Below are 2,947 nucleotides of genomic sequence, written 5' to 3'. Positions count from 1 at the left end.
CGGCCAGGGCGCGGCACAGGACCGCGTCGCCGGCGGGGAAGGCGTCGGGGCCGGTGCCGGCGCGTACGGCCAGGTAGTCCACCGTCCAAGGGCCCACGCCGTAGGCGGCGGCGAGGGTGGCGCGGCCGGGCAGGTTCTCGGTGTCGCCGAGGTCGGCGAACAGTTCGGCGACGGCCAGGACGGTGCGGGCGCGGGCACGGGTCAGGCCGATGCGGGCACGCAATTCCTCGACGTTCTGGCGGGCGATCATCTGGGGGGAAGGGAGCAGGCGCAGGCCGCCGCCGAACGCGGGGTCGGGGCCGTCGGCGCCGTAGGCGGCGATCAGCCGTGAACCGAACAGCCGGGCGGCGGCCAGGGACACCTGCTGCCCGATGACGGTGAACAGCGCGGCTTCGTACGCGCTGTGGAACCGGGTGATCCGCACCCCCGGGCGTTCGGTCACCAGCGGGCCCAGGACGGGGTCTGCGGCGAACGCGGCGTCGATCGCGGCGATGTCGGCGTCGAGGTCGAACCATCTGCGTACCCGCTCGCGGTCCGTCTGGTCCAGGGTGCGGGAGCCGTCGCGGGTCCTCACGGTGACGCCTGTGGCGTGGAGGTGCAGTGTGACGGCGACGGGGTGGTTGTCGATGTCGGTCCAGCGTTGCAGGACGGCGTGTTCGGGGTCGATCGCGAGCAGTCCTTCGATGCGGTGGGCGGTGAGGGTGGCCGGGGCTGTGTGGTGGTCGAACGGCCCCACCGGGCAGGGGCGCCGGGTGGTGGGGGTCATGCCGGCCAGATTCCGGAGGAGCCGCGGCGGTGGGAGTCCAGCAGGTGGGTGTCGATGATGCCGATGGCTTCCATCAGGGCGTGCATGGTGGTCGGGCCGACGAATGCGAACCCTTGCGCGCGAAGTGCTTTGGACAGGGCCCGCGATTCGGGGGAGGTGGTGGGGATCTCGGCGAACGTGCGCGGCCTGGGGGTGTCGAGCGGCTTGAACCGCCACACGAAGTCGGCCAGGCCGCCGTGTTCGCGCAGCCGGACGGTCGCCTGGGCGTTGGTCACGGCCGCGAGGATCTTCGCGCGGTTGCGGACGATGTCGGCGTCGGCCATGAGGCGTTCGACGTCGGTGTCGCCGTAGCGGGCGACCCGGTCGGGGTCGAAGTCGTCGAACGCGGCGCGGAACGCCGGTCGCTTGCGCAGGATCGTCGCCCACGACAGCCCGGCCTGGAAGGCTTCCAGGCTGATGCGTTCGTACAGGCCGCGTTCGTCGCGCACGGGCATGCCCCACTCGGTGTCGTAGTACTGGCGGAGCAGCGGATCGGTGCTGGCCCAGGCGGGGCGGGCAAGCCCGTCCTCGCCGACCACGGCCCCGGGGTCGGCGGGATGCTTGGGGACGGGGGCGGTGTCGCTGGCCATCGGGGAAGATTCCTCGCTGTTCTTCAAGAGGGCGGGTGAGTTGTGGGGTCGCGGCTAGAACAGCCGTCGGGCCCGGGACTCGGCCGGCTCCTCCAGGTCCAACAGGAGTTGCTTGCGCTCCAGCCCGCCGCCGAATCCGGTGAGCTTGCCGCCCGCGCCCACCACCCGGTGGCAGGGGATGACGATGCTCACCGGGTTGCGCCCCACGGCCTGGCCCACGGACTGAGCGAACCCCTTGCTGCCCAGCTCGACCGCGATGTCGCCGTAGGTGATCCGCACGCCGTACGGGATCTCGCGCAGCTGCGCCCAGACCTGTTCCTCGAATTCGTCACCGTTCGTCACCGCCGGAACGTCGAACACCTGCCGCTGTCCGGCGAAGTACTCGTCGAGTTCACTGCGGGCCTGCGCCAGGACCGGGTCGGCCGGGATGTCGGCGCGCCGGCCCCACGCCGTAGGCCGGGGCGTGTACCGGTAGCCCGGAAAGTACAGCCCGACCAGAGCGTCGTCGCCGGCGATGACCAGGAGCGGTCCCACCGGGCTGTCCACGTAGGCGTGTCGGACGTCCATGTCGATCTCCCGTCTGCACCTGCTGCCTGTCTGTGGTGAAGACGCGCGGGCGCCCTGAAACGTGAGACGCGATGACGAGATGGGCGGAAACTCCCCCGGGGGTGCGGCGCTCGGGGCAGTCGTACTCATCGGGGCGCGGGTTTGTTCGGAGGGGCGGCCGTGCCGGTCATGCGCAGGGTGATGCTGACGCGGCCGGCAGCCAGGTCGCAGCCGGCCGGGGTGGTGTCGGGGTGGATGCGGGGCACGCCGTGGTAGGCCAGACGGGACTGGCCGCCGAAGACGAACAGGTCGCCGGAGAGCAGGAGCAGGTCGGTGTAGGGCTTGGTGCGGGTGGCGGTGTTGCCGAAGGGGAAGGTGCAGGCGTCGCCGATCGACAGCGACGCCACCGGCGCCCGGCTGAGTTCGTTGTGGTCCTGGTGCATGTCCAGGTGGGCGCCGGTGGCGTAGATGTTCACCAGCGCCGCGTCGGGGGTGTACTGGCCGTCGAGCCACGCCTGCTGGGCCAGGGTGAGTCAGCCGGGCAGCAGGTGTGCCCCGGGGGCGGGGCTGACCGCCTCGCACGGCATCTCCGGCAGGTCGAACAGCGCCGTCATCGTGGTGCTCCGGGGCCGGTGACCGTGAGGCCGCCGCCGTCTGTGACGGTCCAGGTGGCGCCGTTCGCGCAGGCTCCGGTCAGGCCGGACAGCTGCCGGGCGCCGACCAGGGCCAGTGTGGCGGGGCTGCCGATGGCGGCGGTGGCCAGGGTGCGGTCGGGCCGCCAGGACGTGGACCACAGCAGCCGCCGGGCCACCTGGGCCCAGCCGGTCTCCGGGCCGGTCATCACCCACACGTCGGCCGGCGCGTCGGCGAAGTGGCGGGCCTGGCGCAGCCAGGAGGCTGCGGTCTCCGGCCAGGTGGTCGTGGCGGCCACGACGCCGCCGGCGGCCTGCCAGGCCCGGGTGATCGCGTCGGCGGCGGCCAGTGCGGCCGGGGTCCGGCCGGAGCC

General features: G+C 72.7%; 4 protein-coding genes and 1 pseudogene. All 5 read right to left on the bottom strand.

Going from position 1 to position 2,947, the window contains the following annotated elements; all coding sequences use genetic code 11:
- The coding region (locus tag KS423_RS42375) for an AlkA N-terminal domain-containing protein (protein ID WP_308020318.1) at window positions 1–766 on the bottom strand (766 nt) is incomplete at its 3' end.
- Window positions 763–1,395 carry a DNA-3-methyladenine glycosylase I gene (locus KS423_RS42370; RefSeq protein WP_224285033.1) on the bottom strand — a complete coding sequence of 211 codons (633 nt, stop codon included), beginning with the start codon at window positions 1,393–1,395 and terminating at the stop codon, window positions 763–765. The genes KS423_RS42370 and KS423_RS42375, both read right to left, overlap by 4 nt.
- 54 nt (window positions 1,396–1,449) lie before the next feature.
- Window positions 1,450–1,962 carry a methylated-DNA--[protein]-cysteine S-methyltransferase gene (locus KS423_RS42365; RefSeq protein ID WP_224285032.1) on the bottom strand — a complete coding sequence of 171 codons (513 nt, stop codon included), beginning with the start codon at window positions 1,960–1,962 and terminating at the stop codon, window positions 1,450–1,452.
- Window positions 1,963–2,087: 125 nt separating this feature from the next.
- A complete protein-coding gene (locus KS423_RS42360; protein WP_308020319.1) occupies window positions 2,088–2,468 on the bottom strand; it encodes an alpha-ketoglutarate-dependent dioxygenase AlkB in 381 nt (126 codons plus the stop codon).
- Between the two features lie 83 nt (window positions 2,469–2,551).
- Window positions 2,552–2,947: pseudogene (locus KS423_RS42355) on the bottom strand (hypothetical protein); the annotation flags it as partial.

The sequence above is a fragment of the Streptomyces sp. LS1784 genome (assembly GCF_020103755.1).
GTDB lineage: Bacteria > Actinomycetota > Actinomycetes > Streptomycetales > Streptomycetaceae > Kitasatospora.
The sequence above is the reverse complement of the archived record's forward strand: the minus strand, read 5'-3'. Positions and strand labels throughout refer to the sequence as shown.